The sequence below is a fragment of the Gillisella vitis genome (genome assembly GCF_001541345.2).
In the GTDB taxonomy this organism is placed as follows: domain Bacteria; phylum Pseudomonadota; class Alphaproteobacteria; order Rhizobiales; family Rhizobiaceae; genus Allorhizobium; species Allorhizobium vitis.
Map to the genome: position 1 here is coordinate 463,740 of NZ_LMVL02000003.1, position 20,010 is coordinate 483,749.

Sequence of the window (20,010 nt, forward strand, 5' to 3'; positions counted from 1 at the left end):
CCATGAAGCCGCCCCTTCTTTTATATTGGCTGTTGGCTAGAGAGAAGGTTACCCTTCGATAACATCCTTTTTCTCGTCCTTGCGGGTCGCCCACAGCGATCCAACAATACCAGCCGCGAGGATGGCCAGCGTGATCGTCAGCGACAGCAGCGGCGGGATCTTGGTAATGCCCAGCATGTCGGCAAGGAAGATCTTCGAACCGATGAAGATTAGCACCACCGACAACGCATATTTGAGATAGACGAAGCGATGGATCAGGGCGGACAGCGCGAAATACAGGGCGCGCAGGCCGAGGATGGCGAAGATGTTCGACGTGTAGACGATATAGGGATCAGTGGTGATCGCAAAAATCGCCGGGATCGAATCAACCGCAAACACCAGGTCAACGAATTCCACCATGATCAGCGCCAGAAGCAGCGGCGTGATATAGGTTTTCAGCTTACCAGTCGTTTCGTCCTGCTTGCGCACCACGAAACGGTCGCCTTCCAGCTTATCGGTGACGGGTAGAAACCGCCGTGCCAGCTTCAAGGCCGGGTTGTTGGCGACATCATATTCGCTATCTGCCGATAGCAGCATTTTGACGCCGGTAAACACCAGGAAGGCCGCGAAGAAATACAGAACCCAGTGATAGCTTTCGACAATCGCCGCACCCGCCGCGATCATGATGCCGCGCAGCACGATGACGCCAAGAATACCGTAGAGCAGCACCCGGTGCTGGTAGGCGCGAGGGATGGCGAAATAGCCGAAGATCATGGCGATAACGAAGATATTGTCCATCGCCAGGCTTTTTTCGATGACAAAGCCTGTCAGATATTCAAGTCCGGCCTGCGGACCTGATTGCCACCATATCCAGCCGCCGAACAACACGCCCAGAGTGATGTAGAAGGCCGAGAAAGCAAAGCTTTCGGCCATACCGATTTCCTTGCTATTCTTGTGCAGAACACCAAGGTCGAGAACCAGAAGAAATAGAACGACTGCAATGAAGAAAAGCCACATCCATGTTGGCTTGCCCATAAAATCGACCCAAAGAAAATCCATCGAGGGTTTCCTTTGCCGGAGGGTTTTTGTTGCAGTTCCGACATCACGGGTATCCGGCACTCGCGTCAGAGGGGCCCGGAACTGCTGATGTTTGTGTAAGTGTGGCGGATGGGCGACGAGTTCAAGGCCGGTGCTTGACATTTGTGACGGCTCTGCGTAGAGACCCATCCAACGCCGGGTGGAAACGCCCGGTGTTTTTACGACATGTCCCGTGGAGGCTCCGCTTTTTAGGTGTGAGCCGCCTGTCAGGAAAGCCGAAAGGCGATCCAGAGGAGGGCGTGTTTCCCAAAATGGGTCCTCAAAGACCCAATAACAACAAGAGGAAATACGATGAGCAAGCGCGCATCTTCCAAGTACAAAATCGACCGCCGCATGGGCGAAAATATCTGGGGCCGCCCGAAGTCCCCGGTTAACCGTCGCGAATATGGCCCCGGCCAGCACGGTCAGCGCCGCAAGGGCAAGCTTTCCGACTTCGGTGTGCAGCTGCGCGCCAAGCAGAAGCTGAAGGGTTACTACGGCGACCTGCGTGAAAAGCAGTTCCGCGCCACCTACGACGAAGCCAACCGTCGCAAGGGCGATACCTCGGAAAACCTGATCGGCCTGCTGGAATCGCGTCTGGACGCCATCGTCTACCGCGCCAAGTTCGTGCCGACGGTGTTTGCTGCTCGCCAGTTCGTCAATCACGGCCACGTTTCGGTCAATGGCGTTAAGGTCAATATCGGTTCCTACCGCTGCAAGGCTGGTGACGTTATTGAAGTGCGTCAGAAGTCCAAGCAGCTGGCCATCGTTCTGGAAGCCACGCAGCTCGCAGAACGTGATGTTCCCGATTACATCGAAGTCGATCACAACAAGATGGTTGCGACCTTTGTTCGCGTTCCTGGCCTGTCGGACGTTCCTTACGCCGTCATCATGGAACCACAGCTGGTCGTCGAATTCTACTCGCGTTGATTTCGATCTGAAATTCGAGAAAGCCGCCTTTACGGGCGGCTTTTTCTGTTTGCAGCGCAGCAAAATTCGATAATGATGCCTGTCGGCTTCTGCACGAAAAACGTGACTGTCATGCATCTGCCGGGATGAGCAACAGCTCGGCATGGGGAAACCAGATGGATTTGCAGGCAATTGTTGACGAGATTGTCGGTGAGATGCAGCCCCGACTCGGGGAAGGCAAGGTCGCGGACTATATTCCCGAGCTTGCGACGATCGATCCGAAGCAATTCGGCATTGCCATCACCACCGTCGATGGCCAGACCTTCACCGCAGGCGATGCGTCGGTGCCATTTTCGATCCAGAGCATTTCCAAGGTGTTCATGCTGACGCTTGCGCTTGGCAAAACGGGTGAGGGCGTGTGGAAGCGAGTCGGGCGCGAGCCCTCCGGCTCATCCTTCAACTCCATCGTCCAGCTGGAGCACGAGCATGGCATTCCGCGCAACCCCTTCATCAATGCGGGCGCCATCGTTGTGACGGATATGGTGCTGGCCGGACACAAGCCGCGCGAAGCCATCGGTGAGTTTCTGCGGTTCATGCAGTTCCTGGCTGATGACGACGGCATTACCATTGACCGGAAGGTGGCGCAGTCCGAGCAGACGACCGGCTATCGCAATTTCGCGCTGGCCAATTTCATGCGCGGCTTCGGCAATCTCGATCACGCCGTGGAAATGGTGCTGGGTGTTTATTTCCATCAATGCGCGTTGGCGATGAGCTGTGTGCAACTCTCCCATGCGGGTCTGTATCTTGCCAACCGGGGTACAAATCCGCTTAGTGGCTTTTCCGTGGTCTCGCCGAAGCGGGCGCGGCGCATCAACGCCTTGATGCTGACCTGTGGCCATTACGATGGCTCCGGGGATTTCGCCTATCATGTCGGCCTGCCCGGCAAGAGCGGCGTGGGCGGCGGCATCCTGGCAATAGCGCCGGGCAAGGCCTCTATTGCAGTATGGTCTCCGGGATTGAACAAAGTCGGCAATTCGGCGCTTGGATCGGAAGCGCTCGAACTGCTGGCAACCCGGACTGGCTGGTCGGTTTTTGGAAATTGACGCTAGAATGGCGTTGGCTTTTCGGTGAGAGGCAATGCCGGAAGAATCCAGGGTCGATAAGCATAAAGTTCGGCGCGCATTCATGCCGTGACTATGATATAGCGGGCAAAAGGCCTGCAGGAGTGGGACAAGTCTTGAACGTGATCTCGGATATGAAAATCAATGCGGCGCCGCTATGCATCGTTGCCGATGGCTATGGGCTGTCGCCGGGCGTCAATCAGGCGATCAGGACGCTGCTTAGCGAGGGCAAGGTGCGTGGCACCGGCTGCATGACCGTGTTTGCCGATTGGCGCGACGAGGCTTCTCTGTTGCTGCCCGTGATCGACAGATGTGGCGGCGCCATCGGCCTGCATCTGACGCTGACCAATTTCCTGCCTTTGAGCGGGGTGCAGCCCATGTGTTCTTTCCGACGCCGTCTGACCCAGTCCTTCATGGGCGGTGTCGACAAGGGCAAGCTGCAACGCGAGCTTGATGCGCAACTCAATGCTTTTATCGATGTGATTGGCCGCGTGCCTGATTATATCGACGGCCATCAACACATTCATTTCCTGCCCGTCGTGCGGGAATGGCTGGTGGCGCGCCGCGATTTGCTGATCAGCCCGCGCGGCAACAGTCCCTGGTTGCGCGGTGAGCCGGATGCACGGCTGGCGACCAGCCTTGCCCAGCGTGCCAAGATCAGCCTCGTGCAGCGCATGGCCCGCGGTTTCAACACGGAAATGCAGGCGGCGGGCTATACGATCAAGGGACCGTTGACCGGTTTTTACGAGCGCGGCAAGCCGAACGGCTTTGCCGACGCGCTTCGCTATTTTCGCAGCCATGCGCCGCGTGATGCCGTTGTCATGTGTCATCCCGGTCATTCGGATGCGATCTTGCGGGCGCGTGATCGGCTAATGATGGCGCGCGAGGTTGAATTTGCCGAGCTGATGCGCCAGTAAGGGTATATCCGTCCGACAGGCGTAATTTTCACGGATCGACCGTATTAGACAAATCAGCGGACAGGGGCGCATCCGAATATGAACCTTGCATTGGCGGAACGTACAGAGGCCGATGAGGCCGACGACGCGCAGGAGAGCGTCCGCCATCCGCTGTTTAATGACGCACCGCAGTCAGTCTCCTTCAACAAGCTTCGCAAACGGTTGCTGCGCCAAGTGCGTCAGGCAATCGATGACTTTGGCATGTTGAACGGCCAGAAGCGCTGGCTGATCGGGCTTTCCGGAGGCAAGGACAGCTATGGCCTCTTAGCGCTGCTGATGGACCTGAAATGGCGCGGCCTGCTGCCCGTCGAGTTGATCGCCTGCAATCTCGATCAGGGGCAGCCTAATTTTCCCAAGCATGTGCTGCCGGATTATCTGAAATCGATTGGCGTTGCCCATCGTATCGAATACCGAGACACCTATTCCATTGTGAAGGAAAAGGTCCCGGCGGGCGGCACCTATTGTTCGCTTTGCTCGCGACTGCGGCGCGGTAATCTCTACCGCATCGCCCGCGAAGAAGGCTGTGACGCTCTGGTGCTCGGCCATCACCGCGAAGACATTCTCGAAACCTTCTTCATGAATTTTTTCCATGGTGGCCGGTTGGCGGCCATGCCGGCCAAGCTGCTGAATGATGAGGGCGATCTGTTCGTGATGCGGCCGCTGGCCTATGCGGCGGAAGACGATCTCGCCAAATTCGCCGCGGCCATGCAGTTTCCAATCATTCCCTGCGATCTCTGCGGCTCGCAGGACGGCTTGCAGCGCAATGCCATGAAGGACATGCTGGCCGGGATCGAAGCCAAAATGCCGGGCCGCAAGGATGCGATGCTGCGGGCGCTGTCGCATGTGAACCCGTCGCATCTGCTTGATCCGGCACTTTTTGATTTTTCCGGGCTGACTGTCACGAAGCCGTCATAAGGCAGGCGCATCGAGTTTTTGACATTTCACCAGCCTTAAGAAAGTGCCTCCCGTGTTTCAAGACCGTGATATCGACGCCGTCCTGCAAATCGTCAAGGACGCCGCCGCCAGCCAGATCGTGCCTCGTTTTCGCCGTCTGGGTGTTTCCGATATTTCCGAGAAGAAATCCTCTATCGATCTCGTCACCGAGGCCGATCTTCTGTCGGAAAAGCAGATGACGGACGCCTTTCTCGCCCGCTGGCCCGGTGCCCTCATCGTCGGTGAGGAGGCTTGCGAAACCAATCCAGGCGTGATCGACGCCTTGAGGGATGCCGAACTGGCATTCGTCATCGACCCGGTCGATGGAACCTTCAATTTTCAGGCAGGCCTGCCGTTGCATGCCACCAATCTCGCCGTCGTGGTGCGGGGGGAGACCGTCGCGGGGATTATCCACGAATCGGTGCTTGGCGATACGCTGGTGGCCGCTCGCGGTGCCGGTGCACAGTTCCTGCGCGCCGATGGTGAGCGCGTGCCGGTAAAAGTGGCTGCCCCTTGCGATCTCTCGTCCATGGTGGGAACGATTTCCATCAATGAATTGACGGGCGAGGAAAAGCGCCGCATTGCCGGTAATCTCACCAAAGCGAAGATGGCCTTCGCCTTCAATTGCTCGGCCTATGAATATTGGCTGGTTGCCACCGGCAAGGTCCATTTCATCGGTCATTACAAATTGATGCCCTGGGACCATCTGGCCGGTGTGCTTATCCACCAGGAAGCGGGCGGGGTGACTGCCCGGTTCGATGGCAGCCCCTATCGTCCTGGCGACATAACCGGCGGTATTCTGACGGCACCGGATCGCGACAGCTGGGAGATGGTCCTACGCGAAGTGATCCAGGCGCGATAACAATCCGTTCAATAATCACCGCTGGCCGTCTGCAAATGGCAATTTCTGCGCTTGTTTGGTGCATTCGCATTTTCGGACGGAAAACCGCTTCGCACTTTTTCTGAAATGCTTGTACTCACGTACGTTAAGTACGCTCCGTTCCGGTTCTCGAAATCACCATTTTCGCCAGGCCAAAGGCAATTCTTGAACAGACTGTGAGACGAACGACATTTTAAAAGGAACAGACATGGCCGATATCGACATCGCAGCCCTTGCCAATCTTCTGCAGGAAGCGGCAGTGAAGGAAATCCTGCCGCGTTTTCGCAATCTGGGCGAAGGCGATGTGCGGATGAAAACCGAAGCCATTGATCTGGTCACCGAGGCCGATGAAGCTGCCGAGAGACTGATCCACAGCCGTATCAAGGAGCTTATGCCCGATGCTGTGTTCATAGGCGAGGAAGCGGTTGCCGCCGATCCGACCCTGCTCGACAAGCTGGCGGATGCCGAGTTGGCCGTGGTTGTCGATCCCATCGATGGCACCTTTAATTTCGCTGCCGGACTGCCGCTGTTCGGGGTCATGCTCAGTGTCGTGCGTCAGGGCGAAACAGTTGCGGGCCTGATTTACGACCCGATGGGCAATGATTGGGCAATCGTTGAAAAGGGCAGCGGTGCCTGGCTCTGCAAACCCGATGGCAACCAGGAAAAGATGGAGGTGCGCCCGGCACCCGATCTCGCGCAGATGATCGGCATTGCCAATGTTGGTTTCTTCGAGCTGGAGGCGCGCCGCAAGCTGCTGGTCAATCTGGCCGAGGTGCGGCTGTTCACCAGCTATCGCTGTGCAGCCCACGAATACCGCATTCTCTGCCAGGGCCATATGCATTTTGCCATGTATAATAAGCTAATGCCTTGGGATCATCTGGCTGGAACGCTGATGGCTCAGGAGGCAGGTGCCTATGCTGCCCGGTTCGACGGCTCCGCCTACCTGCCGCACCACACCAGCGGCGGCCTGCTGATCGCTCCAGACAAAGAGAGCTGGACGGAATTGCGGGAAAAGATTTTCAACGTTTGAAGTCTTGGCTTATCCAATAAAAAAGCCACGGCAGGTGATCTGCCGTGGCTTTTTTGTTCATATATCAGAGTTTCAGACCTTTGGATTATGTGGCTGGAACAGCTTACCCTTTTCGGCAATCAGCACGAACACAAGCCCTATGACGCCCAGGAAGAAGTAGCCGGCGACCAGCGGTCGGGATGTTCCATCGAAGGCCTGACCGACGATAGCGCCGAGAACAGAGCCGCCGACGGTCGAAATGAAGCCAAGCACCGAGGAGGCCGTTCCGGCGACATGGCCGAGCGGTTCGATGGCAAGCGTCTGGAAATTGCCACCGATCCAGCCGAACTGGAACATCGAGACGGCAAAGAATGCCATGAATATCACGAAGGGCAATGGTGTCGGCCCAAAGGTTTCAGCCAGTAACCACAGGGCATTGATGGTGATGAAGCCGAGAAGTGAGCCGTGAGACAGGCGCCGCATGCCAATCCGGCCCACCAGCTTCGAGTTGACGTAGGACGACAGCGCCATGAAAATTGCCACGGCAGCAAAGGCGAATGGAAACCAGACGCCCAGACCATAAATGCCCATATAGATCTGCTGGGCCGAGTTGATGAAACCGAACAGCGCCCCGAAGATGAAGGTGCTTGCCAATGTGTAGAACAGGGCGATGCGGTTTGTCAGGACGATCTTGAAGCCCTGGAGAATGACTTTTGGGGTGAATTCTCGCCGATTTTCCGGATCGAGTGTTTCCGGCAGTCGCATGTGCATCCAGATGCTGGTGAGAATGCCGCCAACGGCAATGAACAGGAAGATCAGGTGCCAGTTGCCGAAGAACATGATGATCTGACCGGTTCCGGGGGCGACGACCGGGATGATCATGAACACCATCATGATCAGCGACATCACTTCTGCCATCTGCCGGCCACCGTAGACATCTCGCACGATAGAAATGGTGATGACTCGGGTTCCCGCCGAGCCGGCGCCCTGGATGAAGCGCAGGATCAGCAATCCGGCGAAGCTTGGCACAATGGTGATGGCCAGCGCCGCCAGAACATAGACGATAAGACCGATCAACATCGGCGTGCGCCGCCCGAACCGATCTGACAGCGGGCCATAGATCAATTGCGCGCAGCCAAACCCGATCAGGTAGGACGTCACGACATATTGCCGGTAGTTTTCATTGGCGACATTGAGGGCTTCGCCGATCTGCTGCAAGGCAGGAAGCATGATGTCGATCGCCAGCGCGTTCATTGCCATCAATGCGGCGCAGAGAAAGACGAATTCCAGCTTGCTCATGCCTTGCAAGGCAGCTGGAGCGGAACGAAGGGGAGCTGTCATGGGAAAACATGTCCTGGAAAATCAAAAGGCGTCGCAAGGCGCGACGCCTTCATCAGATACTGCATTAATCCCTCAATCGGAATCGATTATGAGAGCTGTGCTGTCGATGGGGTTGTAGCTGGCCGCAGGGTGCGTCAAATTTGCCGCACCGCAATATGCGCAAGGGGGTAGAAGGGGACAAGCCCGGAATACCACCGGGCTTTGTCCGTTTCGCGTCAGGCTGCGCCGCGAACGGCAATACCCTTTTCCTCAAGATGGGACTGCAACTCACCAGCCTGGAACATTTCCCGGACGATATCGCATCCGCCGATGAATTCGCCCTTCACATAGAGCTGCGGAATGGTCGGCCAGTTGGAATAGCTCTTGATGCCTTCGCGAATTTCCTGGTCGGCGAGCACATTGATGCCCTTGTAGTCGATGCCGAGATAATCGAGCATCTGCACGACCTGGCCCGAAAATCCGCATTGCGGAAACTGGGGCGTGCCCTTCATGAAAAGCACGACGTCACTGCTTTTGACAGCATTATCAATGAATTCGTTTACACCGCTCATGGATTTATCCTTTCACATGCGGGTCAAGGCCGCAGTATTCCATTGCCTATATAGGCGCATTTTGCCGAAATTTCAAAAGTCAAAACGGTGGTTAACCGTTATCAGCCCCGGTTGCGGGTGACCCGCCGGGCCTGACGGGCAGCTTTGTTGCGGGTGTTTGCCCGTGTCGGCTCGACCTTTTTGTCGGCAGCAGGAGCATTCAACCGTTGCAGCCGGGCCTGCTTGTACTTCTTTCGGTCGGACATTTCAGCTTTCACCGATTTGATCAGTGAGGAGAAAAACGAGGTAATCGGGTTGCTCATGATGATGTGATACCGTCAGGCTTCGGGGATGGAGGTTTGCAGGGCGAGCGCATGCAGCACCCCGCCCATATTGCCTTTCAGGGCATCGTAAACCATCTGGTGCTGCTGCACGCGCGACTTGCCGCGAAAGGCTTCTGCCACGACTTCAGCGGCGTAGTGATCGCCATCGCCTGCCAGATCGCGGATGACGACCTTGGCGCCGGGAATACCCGCTTTGATCATGTCTTCGATATCGCCGGGCTTCATAGCCATGGTTCTGCTCCCATTCTGATCTTTTTGCGCGCCTGATCTTTACTGCGCGGCGGCCAGGGTTTCAGCCTTGCCATCCATGAAATCAGGGAACCACGATTCATGCGTGTTGCGCAATTCCTCAACGGTGATTGTACACATACCGTCGATGACAAGCGCGTCACCGCCAACCTTGCCAAGACGGCGGAACGGTACGCCAGCGCCTTCGGCATTGGCGCAGATGAAATTGGCGAGATCGGCTGGAACCGTTACCACATAGCGGGCCTGGTCTTCACCAAACAGCAGGGCATGGGCCGGACCGCGGCTTTCCGACAAGTCGATGGTAAGGCCCTTGGCCGAGGCCATGGCCATCTCGGCCAGAGCAATCCCCAGGCCACCGGAGGAAATGTCATGGCAGGCGGTTACCTGACCATTGCGGATCGCCGAGCGGATGAAATCGCCATTGCGGCGCTCGGCATGCAAATCCACCTCAGGCGCCGGGCCATCGGTGCGGCCAAGAAGGTCGCGCAGATAGATAGAGCTACCGAGATGGGAGCCATCGGTGCCGATCAGCAGGACATGATCGCCGTCCTGGGCGCCGCCGATTTTCGCCATCCGGCTCCAATCGGGCAGTAGGCCAACGCCGGCAATGGTCGGGGTCGGGAGGATCGCGACGCCATTGGTTTCATTATACAGCGAGACATTGCCCGAGACGATCGGGAAATCCAGTGCCCGGCAGGCTTCGCCAATACCCTTGATGGCTTCCACCAGTTGTCCCATGATTTCAGGCTTTTCGGGATTGCCGAAATTGAGATTGTCGGTGGCGGCCAGCGGCTCGGCGCCCGTCGCGGTAATGTTGCGCCAGCATTCGGCTACGGCCTGTTTGCCGCCTTCAAACGGATCGGCTTCGACATAACGCGGCGTGACGTCCGAGGAGAATGCCAGTGCCTTGGTCGGATGATTTTCCACCCGCACCACGCCAGCGTCACCGCCGGGAAGCTGAAGCGAATTGCCCTGGATCAGTGTGTCATATTGTTCATACACCCAGCGGCGGCTGGACTGGTTGGCCGAACCGACCAGCGACAGAATTGCGGCGCGGTAATCGGCTGGCTCTTCGACCAGATTGGCGGGCAGCAGGCCGCGCTTGTCTGATTCGCGCCAGGGCCGGTCATATTCGGGTGCCTGGTCGCCGAGATCCTTGATCGGCAGATTGGCGACTTCCTCGCCTTGATGCAGGATGCGGAAACGCAGGTCGTCGGTGGTCTTGCCGACAATGGCGAAATCCAGGCCCCATTTGACGAAGATCGCCTTGGCGACCTCTTCTTTGGAGGGCTCCAGCACCATCAGCATGCGCTCCTGGCTTTCCGAGAGCATCATTTCATAGGCGGTCATGTTTTCTTCACGCACCGGCACAGTGTCGAGGTCGAGCTCGATGCCGAGATCGCCCTTGGCGCCCATTTCCACCGCCGAACAGGTGAGACCGGCGGCGCCCATGTCCTGGATGGCGATGACCGCGCCGGTCTTCATCAGCTCAAGGCAGGCTTCCAGCAGGCATTTTTCGGTGAAGGGGTCGCCGACTTGTACGGTTGGGCGCTTTTCCTCGATGGACTCGTCGAACTCCGCCGACGCCATGGTCGCGCCGCCGACGCCATCGCGGCCGGTCTTGGCGCCGAGATAGACGACCGGCAAGCCAACGCCTTTGGCTTCCGACAGGAAAATTGCATCCGACTTTGCAAGGCCAGCGGCAAAGGCATTGACCAGGATATTGCCGTTATAGCGCTCGTCGAACTCCACTTCGCCGCCAACGGTGGGAACGCCGAAGGCGTTGCCGTAGCCGCCAACACCGGCCACAACGCCGGAGACGAGATGCCGTGTCTTCGGATGATCTGGCGCCCCAAATCGCAGCGCGTTCATGGCCGCTATCGGACGCGCGCCCATGGTGAAAACGTCCCGCAGAATGCCGCCAACGCCGGTCGCAGCACCTTGATAAGGCTCGATATAAGAAGGATGGTTGTGGCTTTCCATCTTGAAGACCACGCAATCGCCGTCATCGATATCGACTACGCCTGCATTTTCGCCCGGACCTTGAATGACACGAGCGCCCGTGGTGGGCAGGGTGCGCAACCAGCGCTTGGAGGACTTGTAGGAACAATGCTCGTTCCACATGGCCGAGAAAATACCAAGCTCGGTAAATGTCGGCTCCCGTCCGATCAATTGCAGAATCCGGTCATATTCCTCCGGCTTTAGGCCATGGGAGGCAACCAGTTCCGGGGTGATCGGGATGGAATTCGGGATCGTCATGGCTCTCTCTTGCACTGGGAGTGAGAATTTTGCCGCCCTTTTATAACAGGCAATTCATTCGCGCGACTGGAAAATGTGGCTGCGGCGGGTAAAATGCGGCCTTTCCAAGGTTTGCGTGTTGATGGCTCATCTGTGGCCGGATCTGCGCAAAGTCCAGGGCTGGTGAAAGCGCGGTTTATGGCATCTCAGACAATCTGTTTTGGGGATAGACCATTTCTTTTCACATTTTCGCCCCGGCCTGCGGTAAACTTATGCGCGATGTAAGCGAGGCGGATGAGCCTGTGTTACAGCATGCGAAACGTCTGCCCGCTTTACCGGGCCGGTTGGAAGTCTAGACAGGTGCCTTTGTGATCGATCCTTATGTCATGCTGGGTTTGGAGCGCGATGCCGATGAGGCGGCGGTCAAGGCGGCGTATCGCAAGAAGGCCAAGAGCGCCCACCCGGATGCTGGCGGCGACCCGGATGAATTTGGCCGGATCACTACGTCCTACGATCTCTTGAAGGATCCGGTTCGCCGGAAAGTCTATGACGATACCGGTTATGATCCGCAACTGGCCGATGTTGCCGACCTGAAGGGCTTGATGGTGCTGGAATCGCTGATTAACGACATGATTCTTGACGAGCGCGAGCCCGGCAGTTTTGATCCGGTCGCGGGCCTGCGCCGTAAACTGACCGACGATATCCTCAAAGCCCGGTTCCATATCCTGGAATTGGAGCGTCACCGCACCCGTATCCGCAAGCATGTGGATCGCATTGGTCGGCGGCCTGAAACGGATGTGCTTGGCTCGATGTTGCGCGCCCGCACCCAGTCGATCGCCGAAGCGATCAAAAATGCCGAAATCCAAATTGACGCCATCGAGCGCGCCTATTCCATGCTGGAAGGCTATTCCTACGAGCTTGAGCCGCTGGTGGAAACGCTCTCCGATCCTGTCCCGGATCTGCCGAAGGCGGCCGAATAGCATCGGCCCGAAAAGTGTGGAGCGGTTTTCGGATAAGCCGATGCTTAGGGAAGCGATCGGCCCGAAAAGTGTGGAGCGGTTTTCGGATAAGCCGATGCTTAGGGAAGCGATCGGCCCGAAAAGTGTGGAGCGGTTTTCGGATAAGCCGATGCTTAGGGAAGCGATCGGCCCGAAAAGTGTGGAGCGGTTTTCGGATAAGCCGATGCTTAGGGAAGCGATCGGCCCGAAAAGTGTGGAGCGGTTTTCGGATAAGCCGATGCTTAGGGAAGCGATCGGCCCGAAAAGTGTGGAGCGGTTTTCGGATGAGCCGATGCTTGGGAAAAGCTATCGGCCCGAAAAGTGTGGAGCGGTTTTTGGCGCGCCATCATTCAAAAAAATAATCCAAGCAAAAACGAATTGCAGTTTTTCTGCCAATTTGATTCGTCGTGGCTTGGCTGCCTCAAAAACGTACATCAAATGGCTCCCTGGAATAAAACTGGGTCATTTTGGAGCGTCGCGGATTTAGGTCGTTAACGCGCCCTTAAGTCCTGTCGAGAGAAGCCGATAAGGGTAGGTCAGGTCCGTTCCGTTTCCTTATGGAATTCAATTTGCCGCCTTCTCATTGAAAAACATTGCTGTTTTTAAAAGTTACCGAGCGTTTGGCCGAGGGTTTGCTGGTCGGCGTTTAAATATGACAGTCGTGAAAACGAGATTTGTCGCGAGGCACCATTGCGGCACAGTTTCAATTTTCGTAATTTACGGCGTCAGGATAATTTTTTTCTGCGGTGTGGAACCAATTGAGATGTCGGACATTTCTGTTGCGGTTTTAAACGGTTCAACGGCGTGGCAATCCGATGGGCGCGTATTTTAACCCGGATGCGCGGCAGACAGATTTCGATCTGGATCTATTTTAAGCTGGCAATCATGCGGGTAAAAAATTGTCGAAGGCGTGGGCCTTCGGCGACAGGCGGTCAAGGGAATGTCGGGTGGCTGGGAATCATCGGCGTTTTTTTCACGGAGATCGTATTATGGGGCTTTACGATATTAACCGGCTACTGAATGTGAATGACGATACCTTGGGCGGGCGACTTGCAACTGCGCGGGATTGCGCAGGCATGGATCTCGCCGATTTGGCCTCGATTGCGGGCGTGCCGGTTGCGAAATTGCGCTCATGGGAGGCGGATCGCAGTGAAGCTGATGCCAGAAGTCTTGGTTTGGTTGCCGATAGCCTTGGCGTTTGCCGTCAATGGTTGATGACCGGCAACGGGCGAGGGCCAGACGAAGAGGACAATGGCGGCGATGCTGAGGATGACATGCTTTTGGTCATGCGCCGCGAGCTTGATCGTTTGACCCATATGTATCAGGAAACCGGCAGCATGATCGAAAACCTGCATCGCAGGATTGGCGATTTGGAGCAGCGGTCTAGCCGATAATCGGTATTTTACAGACGCCGATTATCGCGGCTTTAGATGATGGTCGGCCACTGTCGGGCCGAACACCATTTCAAATGCCTCTTTAAGATGAATATCGACATCGGCCATCGTTACAGGTAAGCCGAGATCGACAAGGCTGGTCACGCCATAGGCAGAGATTCCGCAGGGCACGATACCGCTGAAATGAGACAGGTCTGGCTCGACGTTTAACGACAGGCCGTGAAAACTGACCCAGCGCCGCAGACGAATGCCGAGGGCGGCGATCTTGTCTTCTGTCACGCTACCGTCCGGCAGTGGTGCTTTATCCGGTCGGCGAACCCAGACCCCGACCCGATCTTCCCGCCGCTCGCCACGAATATTCATCATATCCAGCGTGTTGATGATTACGTCTTCCAGGGCGGCGACATAGGCGCGTACGTCCTGGCGGCGACGTTTCAAATCCAGCATGACATAGACGACACGCTGGCCCGGCCCATGATAGGTGTATTCCCCGCCGCGTCCGGTGGCGAAAACCGGAAAGCGCTGCGTGTCGATCAAATCTTTCGGATCGGCACTGGTGCCAGCCGTGTAGATCGGCGGGTGTTCCAGCAGCCAGATCAGCTCGTCGGCGGTGCCATCGGCAATGGCTGCAACTTCCTCCTCCATCACGCGCAACGCATCCTCATAGCCAACAAGTCCGTCGCTGACCCGCCACCGGATCGGCGCATTGCCAGGGTTGGCAAGCATGGACTTGTCGAGATCGGAACGAAGCATGAGACACTATCCTTAAGTGCGCAATTTGCCATTGCTATTGCGTGGGTTGGTTTATACCGCCGCCCACCATATGTGCGATGGCGGCGCTATAACACTTGAAATTCGTTGCATAATTTCTTCTAGGCTCGATTTGAGCTAGAAGAATTATGCAATGGTGAAACGGCAGCGCCCTTGAACGGGCGCCCACGCTGACGTTCGATTTTTGTATGAACCCAATAAGGCCAAGGAGAATATGAGCGGCGATCTCCAATGATCCAATCTTATGAGGGTTGTTCTCCTTATAAGGTTCATTCCGGCAGCGCGCCGTATTTCACCCTGCATTTGGCCCGGCAAGAGCGAGTTTTCAACAGGCATATCAAGGCTGTGGGGCGATTTCATAAAAATGTTGCAAGCCGCCCTTGTGTACCCCCGACGCATTTGCTAGATGCAGCCCGTCGACGCAAGTCGGCACTCTACCACGATGCGGTCGTGGCGGAATTGGTAGACGCGCAGCGTTGAGGTCGCTGTGGGGCAACCCGTGGAAGTTCGAGTCTTCTCGACCGCACCAAGAACCCGGCTTCGGCCGGGTTTTTCTTTTTTACGTCAATAGTTTGTTTTTTTAATCGTGCTCCGTGCCAGAGACAGGTCACTTAGGTTTTGAGCTGCTCCAGGCGCCAGTTTCCAGCATTCGATGTGTGGCTGTAGACAATGTTGTTTTGGCTTTTGAACAGCTGGGAATAGTGATGATTTCGCGGCAGCGGCATCCTACTTCATGCAACGGTTTGGCGAGAATTATTCAGGTCCAGATTGAACCAAACAGGCACTCGTTTCTCGTATTTCGTTCGTCCTTCGGAAAAACTGGCTTTCACTTTCCTCTGACAAACTCATGTATCAAAAGCGCGCGGTATTCGAAAACGGAATACGAGCTGTCAGCTTCAATGGTTCTTTATATCAGTCCGTCAGGCGCAGTTCGTCGCCGCGGATCTGGATGCTGTCTAGCGTCGAGAGAAAACTCATGCCGAGCAGGCTGCCGTCCATTCGGCCCGGCTGGGTGATCAGGGCGCGGACATTTTCCCTGATTACGGGGCCAATGGCCACCTGCCGCAGGCGTAAGGGCGAGGCCAGCGCTTCGCCATTGGCGGTGCTGACGGTGACGCTATAGGTTAAGTCATCAACATTGATGCCGATGCTGGCGGCATCTTCGGCCCGCAGCACTACAGCGCTGGCTCCGGTATCGATCATCATCGGGATATCGACACCGTTAATGCTGACAGTTGCCGAAAAATGTCCGGAGGAGCCTCTTTGCAGGACGAGTTGGCTCTGGCCATCGCCGGTCGTGGTGACGACGGCACGTCCCGGAACCAGTCCGGCCAGCACCCGGTCGGCGACGGAGGCCGCATCGTTACGGTAGATATAACCGGTGACGAGGATGAGCGCGATGAGCACCCAGGCGGCGGCAAATCGCAGGTTCTGGCCGAGGTTCTGGCGGCTGGCGACAATGCCAGCCGAAAGCATGAGCGCGAAGGGCAGGAGGGTAACGACACGGGCGAAGTCGTCATTATCCATGCCAAAGCTCTGGCCGCTATCGCGGTTGATGATCAAAACCGCAGTCCCTGCGAGCAGGATGCCGATGACAATGCCAAACCCACCGAGCTTCATGGTCTATCCTGTTCTACCGGCAGAGACCCTTGCAAGCTCAGCATGATTTCTGTCCGTTGCCCCTCGCTATAGCGCGACCAATTGGCGATATCGTCCAGGCTGCGCCCGCAACCCAGACAGAAGGCACTGGTCTCGTCCAGAGTGCAGATGCCAATGCAAGGCGAGGTGGCGCAGGGCGAAGAGGCTTGAGCGTTTGTCATGCTGATGTCCTACAAGGCCATGGCGATGCTGGCCAGCGCGGTGATTTCACAAATCTGTTGGGTTGCGCCTATGGTATCGCCAGTCTGGCCGCCCAGCTTACGCAAGATCAGCCGATTGGCCGCGAAGGCCGCTGCGCCACTTGCGACAAGCATGACCGCCAGCGGATGAAAAGAGGTAACCGGCGCGATGGTGACAACCGCGACGGCCAAGCCGAGGAACAGGGCTGCATACAGGGTGTTATCCGTCGGCCTGCCAAGTGATGCGGCGACGCCATCGGGTTTTGCCGGGGGCAGGGCATGCCAATGCCAAACCATCAGCGCCCGGCTGACGGCGGCAATGCCGATCATCACTAGAGCAACATGGATGGGAGAGAGGCTGTTGACGAGCGAGGCCAGCGCCGCGACCCGCAGACCAACGCCAAAAACCAGGGCCAAGACCCCAAACGTGCCGACCCGGCTATCCTTCATGATGTCGAAGGCTTTTTCGCGGTTGGCACCCCCAAGGCCATCGGCTGTGTCGGCAAAGCCGTCCTCATGCAGGGCGCCGGTCAGCAAAACTTGCAAAGCAAGTGCGGCAAAGGCGGCCACCAGACTGCTGGCGCCGAGGCCTAGCATTAGGGCGAGCAACAGGCCCGCGGGGGCGGCAATGACCGCACCAGCCAGCGGAAAGGCGCGGGGCGTGCGGCTCATTTCGCCGGAATGGTTTTGGAAAAACCGCGAGGCTATGGGCAAGCGACTGAGGAAGCCGAGCGAACGGGCGAGATCATCGACAAGTGCAGTCAGGGTCATCAACGTCGTCCACTCTTTATATTTGAGGATTTGCGCGCGTTTCCTGGAGGGAAACCGTGCCGAATCCGGCTCTTTTCATGGTTTGATATATAGTTTGCCTATCGGTATTTGCCAGCTGACTCGAAGGCTGGACGGTTGGTTCCGTTGTAGCGTTTTCCGGAAAATCGTTTTCCAGTCATGTTTGTGAAAACAGGTCGCGCCGGGTTTTTTCGCTCATTGATAAAATTTTGTGCGAATCGATTCCGATTTCGGAATTTATGCATTAAGAAAGGCGCCAAATCCGCCTGAATAAAAGACAAGAAAGCCTGCCTGATGAGTGTAACCGGCCTGCCGTTTGACGATTTCCGAGTGCTGCTGCGCGATTTGCCAGGGCCTGATAGCCAGGCGCTTGTGGCGGCCCGCGACCGCGACCGTCAATTGACCAAGCCGCCAGGCTCGCTTGGCCGGCTGGAAGAAATCGCCATATGGCTTGCTGCCTGGAGTGGCCGTGTGCCAGCGGTGAACCGCCCACTGGTGGCGATCTTTGCCGGCAACCACGGCGTGGCCCGGCATGGTATTACGCCGTTTCCGTCTTCCGTTACCCAGCAGATGGTGGAGAATTTCGCAGCCGGTGGGGCGGCGATCAACCAGATTTGCGTTGCCCACGATCTCGGCCTGAAGATTTTCGATCTGGCGCTGGATTATCCGACTGGCGATATTACCGTCGAGCCAGCTTTGTCGGAGCGTGATTGTGCGGCCACCATGGCCTTCGGCATGGAAGCGATCGCCGGTGGTACGGACCTGCTGTGCCTTGGCGAAATGGGGATTGGCAATACGACAATTGCGGCTGCGATCAACCTGGCGCTTTACGGCGGTGCGGCGGAAGACTGGGTCGGGCCTGGCACCGGCTCGCAAGGCGAAATGCTGGAGCGCAAGATCGCTGTGGTCAAACAAGCGGTGGAATTTCATCGCGATCACCTTTCCGATCCGCTGGAAGTGATGCGCCGTCTGGGAGGACGCGAAATCGCCGCCATGGCAGGCGCCATTCTTGCTGCGCGAATGGAGCGTATTCCCGTGTTGATCGACGGCTATGTGGCAACGGCCGCCGCTGCCCTGCTGAAAGCCGCCAATCCGTCAGCGCTTGACCATTGCCTGATTGGCCATGTCTCGGCAGAGCCGGGGCATTTGAAGGCCATCGACAAGCTGGGCAAGACGCCGCTTCTGGCGCTTGGTATGCGGCTGGGCGAGGGGACGGGTGCAGCCCTTGCGGCTGGCATCGTCAAGGCGGCTGCGGCCTGCCATACGGGCATGGCGACCTTCGAACAGGCCGGCGTGACCAATGCTGGCACCCATTGAGGCATCTTCTGTTGAAAAGCCTGATATTGGGACGGCCTCAGGCATGAGTTTAGAAGACGATAAACCCGCCCCCTTTGAGAAAAAGACCGGGTTTGCCCATCTTTTTGCTGCGACTCGCTATTCCATGCAGGGCGCGCGCCGCTTGTGGCGCGAGGCCGCGTTTCGCCACGAAGTGATGGCGTTTGGAGCTGGCCTGCTGCTGCTTGCGCTGCGGGGCGCAGCACCCGTTTATTATCTCGGCTTTTTGTTGTTGATGCTGATGCTTTTTTCCGTCGAGGCTCTAAATACCGCAATCGAAGACGTAATTGACCGGATTTCGCCGGAATTTTCGATCGTCGCCCGCAATGCAAAGGACTTAGGATCGTTTGCAGTGTTCTGCCTGTTGGTTGCCAACGGGCTCTATATCGGCTGGGTAATGCTTTTCGCTGGCTGAGCCACTCTACCGAAACAACAAGGATGAATGAATGAAACGCCTGCTGCGCCTGATACTGATCATGGCAATCGCCGCCATCGTGCTCTTCGGCTCGCGTTGGTATACCTATGTCACCAATACGGAAACCCCGTATCAGGAAGTCGGTATTGACATTAACAGCCGCCTGCCGGATCCGTTCAACAAATGGGGCTGCGCCAAGCTGCAAGCCAATTTTAGCACCATGCTGCCGCCCTATGGCTGCCAAAACCCCACCGACCCGAAACAATGGCGCTAGGGTCAGCCCGGTTCCAATTGTCGTGTCTGCTTTAACTCTCTCTATTCTCTATATTTTTTAGCGCTTCCGGGAAACCGGAAGCGCTTTTTTATTGCTATTCTTCCAGATTGTTGTGAGAGGCATGGGCTTACCACGCGTTCCCATGAAATTGAGGGTAAATTGCGCTTGTGTTCGTCAGTTGATGGTTACATCGCATATGTATCCTGCCGTGACTTTTGCAGTCCACCACAAAAGCGTACCGGTCAGTATTCAACAAGCAGCATTGAGCCATGATGGCGTTGCAATCTGATCAGGTGGAAATCATCGATGACTGGCATGTCATGGGGATGACGGCGATCTCCCTTCCCAACCTTATCTTGGGCAAAGAGCAATCTTTTGCGGAGGAAGATCGGGCTTGTGTCACATCTTTTTCGGCATGGCTCCGTTATGCGCTGAAAACCCTTAGCGATATGGCCAAACAACTGCCCTTCAATATGCCGTCTGTGGCGCCGCCGGTCTGGCCTCGCGAGAAACTTGAGCTGCCCCGGCTTTGGTTCGCATGGAACGAAGGAGCTATCGTCTGCAATCGAAATTTGGGCAGCATTTGATGAGCTTATGCCTTTCCCCAATGTTTTGGGGACCAGTGTTTGT

Annotated in this window: 23 protein-coding genes and 1 tRNA gene; 14 read left to right on the top strand and 10 right to left on the bottom strand. The window is 56.7% G+C overall.

Annotation, left to right across the window (positions count from 1 at the left end):
• Positions 1 to 48: 48 nt before the first annotated feature.
• Positions 49 to 1,038 (bottom strand): TerC family protein, encoded by a 990-nt coding sequence (locus tag ASB66_RS12310; protein ID WP_060715662.1) that lies wholly within the window; start codon positions 1,036 to 1,038, stop codon positions 49 to 51.
• Positions 1,039 to 1,368: 330 nt separating this feature from the next.
• Here ASB66_RS12310 and rpsD point away from each other — a divergent pair, with 330 nt between their 5' ends.
• From rpsD to ASB66_RS12340, 6 genes are all read left to right on the top strand, one after another.
• The gene (gene rpsD, locus ASB66_RS12315) at positions 1,369 to 1,986 is read left to right on the top strand and encodes a 30S ribosomal protein S4 (RefSeq protein WP_060715661.1); all 618 of its coding nucleotides are present in this window, start codon (positions 1,369 to 1,371) and stop codon (positions 1,984 to 1,986) included.
• A gap of 155 nt (positions 1,987 to 2,141) precedes the next feature.
• Complete coding sequence (locus ASB66_RS12320; RefSeq protein ID WP_060715660.1) at positions 2,142 to 3,068, top strand: glutaminase; 927 nt, start codon at positions 2,142 to 2,144, stop codon at positions 3,066 to 3,068.
• 140 nt (positions 3,069 to 3,208) lie between these two features.
• Positions 3,209 to 4,003, top strand: a complete 795-nt coding sequence (locus ASB66_RS12325) for a ChbG/HpnK family deacetylase (protein WP_234613862.1) — start codon at positions 3,209 to 3,211, stop codon at positions 4,001 to 4,003.
• A 78-nt stretch (positions 4,004 to 4,081) separates the two neighbouring features.
• A complete protein-coding gene (gene ttcA, locus ASB66_RS12330) occupies positions 4,082 to 4,957 on the top strand; it encodes a tRNA 2-thiocytidine(32) synthetase TtcA (RefSeq protein WP_060715659.1) in 876 nt (291 codons plus the stop codon).
• Positions 4,958 to 5,000: 43 nt separating this feature from the next.
• Positions 5,001 to 5,837, top strand: coding sequence for an inositol monophosphatase family protein (locus ASB66_RS12335; protein WP_081088839.1), 837 nt, complete (start codon positions 5,001 to 5,003; stop codon positions 5,835 to 5,837).
• Positions 5,838 to 6,063: 226 nt separating this feature from the next.
• Entirely contained in the window at positions 6,064 to 6,885 is an 822-nt protein-coding gene (locus ASB66_RS12340) for an inositol monophosphatase family protein (RefSeq protein WP_060715657.1), read from the top strand.
• A gap of 72 nt (positions 6,886 to 6,957) precedes the next feature.
• Here ASB66_RS12340 and ASB66_RS12345 read toward each other — a convergent pair whose 3' ends face one another.
• From ASB66_RS12345 to purL, 5 genes are all read right to left on the bottom strand, one after another.
• Positions 6,958 to 8,163 carry a multidrug effflux MFS transporter gene (locus ASB66_RS12345; protein WP_060715656.1) on the bottom strand — a complete coding sequence of 402 codons (1,206 nt, stop codon included), beginning with the start codon at positions 8,161 to 8,163 and terminating at the stop codon, positions 6,958 to 6,960.
• Positions 8,164 to 8,420: 257 nt separating this feature from the next.
• Positions 8,421 to 8,756, bottom strand: coding sequence for a Grx4 family monothiol glutaredoxin (grxD, locus tag ASB66_RS12350; protein ID WP_060715655.1), 336 nt, complete (start codon positions 8,754 to 8,756; stop codon positions 8,421 to 8,423).
• Positions 8,757 to 8,857: 101 nt separating this feature from the next.
• On the bottom strand, positions 8,858 to 9,058 hold the full coding sequence (locus tag ASB66_RS12355; protein WP_060715654.1) for a hypothetical protein: 201 nt from the start codon (positions 9,056 to 9,058) through the stop codon (positions 8,858 to 8,860).
• A 15-nt stretch (positions 9,059 to 9,073) separates the two neighbouring features.
• Positions 9,074 to 9,310, bottom strand: coding sequence for a BolA/IbaG family iron-sulfur metabolism protein (locus ASB66_RS12360; RefSeq protein WP_015915812.1), 237 nt, complete (start codon positions 9,308 to 9,310; stop codon positions 9,074 to 9,076).
• A gap of 39 nt (positions 9,311 to 9,349) precedes the next feature.
• A complete protein-coding gene (gene purL / locus ASB66_RS12365) occupies positions 9,350 to 11,587 on the bottom strand; it encodes a phosphoribosylformylglycinamidine synthase subunit PurL (protein WP_060715653.1) in 2,238 nt (745 codons plus the stop codon).
• A gap of 365 nt (positions 11,588 to 11,952) precedes the next feature.
• On the opposite strand from purL, the gene ASB66_RS12370 reads away from it, so the two are divergent.
• The 3 genes from ASB66_RS12370 to ASB66_RS12380 all read left to right on the top strand — a co-directional run bounded on the left by ASB66_RS12370 (position 11,953) and on the right by ASB66_RS12380 (position 13,958).
• Positions 11,953 to 12,546 (top strand): DnaJ domain-containing protein, encoded by a 594-nt coding sequence (locus ASB66_RS12370; RefSeq protein ID WP_114386653.1) that lies wholly within the window; start codon positions 11,953 to 11,955, stop codon positions 12,544 to 12,546.
• A 40-nt stretch (positions 12,547 to 12,586) separates the two neighbouring features.
• Positions 12,587 to 13,051: a hypothetical protein gene (locus ASB66_RS12375; protein WP_114386568.1), complete on the top strand. Its 465-nt coding sequence runs from the start codon at positions 12,587 to 12,589 to the stop codon at positions 13,049 to 13,051.
• A 502-nt stretch (positions 13,052 to 13,553) separates the two neighbouring features.
• Positions 13,554 to 13,958 carry a helix-turn-helix domain-containing protein gene (locus ASB66_RS12380; RefSeq protein WP_060715650.1) on the top strand — a complete coding sequence of 135 codons (405 nt, stop codon included), beginning with the start codon at positions 13,554 to 13,556 and terminating at the stop codon, positions 13,956 to 13,958.
• Between the two features lie 21 nt (positions 13,959 to 13,979).
• Here ASB66_RS12380 and lipB read toward each other — a convergent pair whose 3' ends face one another.
• Positions 13,980 to 14,711, bottom strand: a complete 732-nt coding sequence (lipB, locus tag ASB66_RS12385) for a lipoyl(octanoyl) transferase LipB (protein WP_060715649.1) — start codon at positions 14,709 to 14,711, stop codon at positions 13,980 to 13,982.
• 462 nt (positions 14,712 to 15,173) lie between these two features.
• Here lipB and ASB66_RS12390 point away from each other — a divergent pair.
• Positions 15,174 to 15,258 (top strand) — tRNA-Leu (locus tag ASB66_RS12390).
• Positions 15,259 to 15,641: 383 nt separating this feature from the next.
• On the opposite strand, the gene ASB66_RS12395 is transcribed toward ASB66_RS12390, so the two are convergent.
• Genes ASB66_RS12395 through ASB66_RS12405 form a run of 3 tightly spaced genes read right to left on the bottom strand, consistent with a single transcriptional unit; the run spans position 15,642 to position 17,338 of the window.
• The gene (locus tag ASB66_RS12395) at positions 15,642 to 16,349 is read right to left on the bottom strand and encodes a retropepsin-like aspartic protease family protein (RefSeq protein ID WP_060715648.1); all 708 of its coding nucleotides are present in this window, start codon (positions 16,347 to 16,349) and stop codon (positions 15,642 to 15,644) included.
• On the bottom strand, positions 16,346 to 16,549 hold the full coding sequence (locus ASB66_RS12400) for a DUF1289 domain-containing protein (protein WP_081088838.1): 204 nt from the start codon (positions 16,547 to 16,549) through the stop codon (positions 16,346 to 16,348). Before ASB66_RS12400 ends, ASB66_RS12395 begins: the two co-directional genes overlap by 4 nt.
• A gap of 9 nt (positions 16,550 to 16,558) precedes the next feature.
• Positions 16,559 to 17,338: an adenosylcobinamide-GDP ribazoletransferase gene (locus ASB66_RS12405; RefSeq protein ID WP_060715647.1), complete on the bottom strand. Its 780-nt coding sequence runs from the start codon at positions 17,336 to 17,338 to the stop codon at positions 16,559 to 16,561.
• Between the two features lie 312 nt (positions 17,339 to 17,650).
• On the opposite strand from ASB66_RS12405, the gene cobT reads away from it, so the two are divergent.
• From cobT to ASB66_RS12425, 4 genes are all read left to right on the top strand, one after another.
• Positions 17,651 to 18,673, top strand: coding sequence for a nicotinate-nucleotide--dimethylbenzimidazole phosphoribosyltransferase (gene cobT / locus ASB66_RS12410; protein ID WP_060715646.1), 1,023 nt, complete (start codon positions 17,651 to 17,653; stop codon positions 18,671 to 18,673).
• Between the two features lie 43 nt (positions 18,674 to 18,716).
• Entirely contained in the window at positions 18,717 to 19,106 is a 390-nt protein-coding gene (locus ASB66_RS12415; protein ID WP_060716000.1) for a diacylglycerol kinase, read from the top strand.
• A gap of 31 nt (positions 19,107 to 19,137) precedes the next feature.
• Entirely contained in the window at positions 19,138 to 19,380 is a 243-nt protein-coding gene (locus tag ASB66_RS12420; RefSeq protein ID WP_015915860.1) for a hypothetical protein, read from the top strand.
• Between the two features lie 269 nt (positions 19,381 to 19,649).
• Positions 19,650 to 19,967: a hypothetical protein gene (locus ASB66_RS12425; RefSeq protein ID WP_060715645.1), complete on the top strand. Its 318-nt coding sequence runs from the start codon at positions 19,650 to 19,652 to the stop codon at positions 19,965 to 19,967.
• The last annotated feature ends 43 nt before the right edge of the window (positions 19,968 to 20,010 follow it).